The sequence below is a fragment of the Streptomyces sp. NPDC048275 genome, assembly GCF_040652275.1.
GTDB lineage: Bacteria > Actinomycetota > Actinomycetes > Streptomycetales > Streptomycetaceae > Streptomyces.
In genome coordinates, this window is the sequence record NZ_JBEZLR010000259.1 from 1 (window position 1) to 1,389 (window position 1,389).

Below are 1,389 nucleotides of genomic sequence, written 5' to 3' on the forward strand. Positions count from 1 at the left end.
TGTCCTTGTCGTTGTTCCAGATGAAGTTGCAGTTCTGGCGGTAGACGACGTTGCCGACGTCGGAGTCGGTGCCGCGGCCACCGCGCAGCTTCACGGAGTCGCCGGGCTCGAGCTTGTGGGCGGTGAAGGTGAACTTGTTGCCCACAGCGTCCTTGACAACGTAGCCCTTGAGGTTCACCGTCGCGCTGCGATTGGAGCATACCGATTGTGATCACGGCGTGTGCTTGATGTGCCTGTATCGCGAAAAGGGGTGGGGGTGGGAGCGGTCGACGGGCCGTCCAACGCCGCTTCCCGCTTGACGATGCCCGGGTATCCGGGCTGCCACTGGCCCGCCGCAATGAGCCGCTCGGCAGCATCACGCAGATGGGCGGCGCCGACTGCGGTGGTGTCGCCGGCCGAGCCGAGCTGCGAGGCACGCGCTGCTTGACCGGGCGGAGGCCTCAGTCCAGCGCCCAGCCGTGGCCGGCCGCCCGCTGCGGATCGGCCACGGCCTCCAGCGCCGTGATGGCCTGCCCCCGTACTTCGTCTGCCTCTCCGGTGCGGGGACCGCACTCCCGAATGGTCAGCCTCCCAGCGCACAACAGGAGGCGAAATACTGAGGTCACGTGCGCGCCGGCGTGGGAGCCCGTCGTAGCAGGCAAGTTGGGGTGCGGCAGCGGTGAACTCGTAGGAGCGGGCGAGAGGCTCCCCGGACGCCGGTTCTTCGCCGCCGCGCTGCCGGTGGCTGTCTGGTCTCTCCCGGAGACAGCTTGCCGGGGCAGCGGCTGACCCGTTCCGGGTAGCGTTCCCTGCGGCGATACGGATCGTCGACAACGATCTCGTACCACGGCTCGCCACGAACGCCGGGCTCAGGACTTGCCGGCGACCTCGGCAACGTTGTCGCCACTGGCCGCTTCGCCCTGCGCCATGCCAAGGAAGCGCCGAATGGCTTCGACCGGCATATCGAGCCCCTCGGAGGCGGACTGCTCGTCGCCGAACACCTGCACTGCCTCGGTGACAGCTACGGCCAGTTCGACCTCTGCCTTGCGGACCTTGGCCTCGGCCTTGTCCACGGTGTCGGCCACCGCCAACTGGCGGCGCTGCTTCTCCTGAAGTCGCTGTTTACGGGAAAGGGTTCTGTCAGCGTTCTGCACAGTCATGACCAAGATCATAATCAGTCGGGTACACACCCATGAAATCGGCAACACACCCGCGCTACAGGGGCGTTCACGGCTCGAAAGCTCAGCATCGACGGCCCCGTCAAGCTGTTGCTCAGAGCTCGGATTTAGGGGTCGTTTCCACCTGCTTCATGCCGCCGCAACCTCGTCCTCAACGTCCGCGGGGGCTCGGCGCTGCACGACCGCCTCGTACGCCAGGCCCTCGCCGCGCTGATCGACCGCGAGCAACTGG

General features: G+C 66.8%; 1 protein-coding gene and 1 pseudogene. Both read right to left on the bottom strand.

Annotated features, from left to right (window positions below):
- Positions 1-193: pseudogene (locus AB0D57_RS47790) on the bottom strand (lamin tail domain-containing protein); the annotation flags it as partial.
- Between the two features lie 655 nt (positions 194-848).
- Positions 849-1,139, bottom strand: a complete 291-nt coding sequence (locus tag AB0D57_RS47795; RefSeq protein WP_362088783.1) for a hypothetical protein — start codon at positions 1,137-1,139, stop codon at positions 849-851.
- Between the last annotated feature and the right edge of the window lie 250 nt (positions 1,140-1,389).

Coding starts and splice junctions, on each gene's coding strand:
- AB0D57_RS47795 (WP_362088783.1), bottom strand. CDS start 1,139: ATGACTGTGCAGAACGCTGACAGAACCCTTTCCCGTAAACAGCGACTT.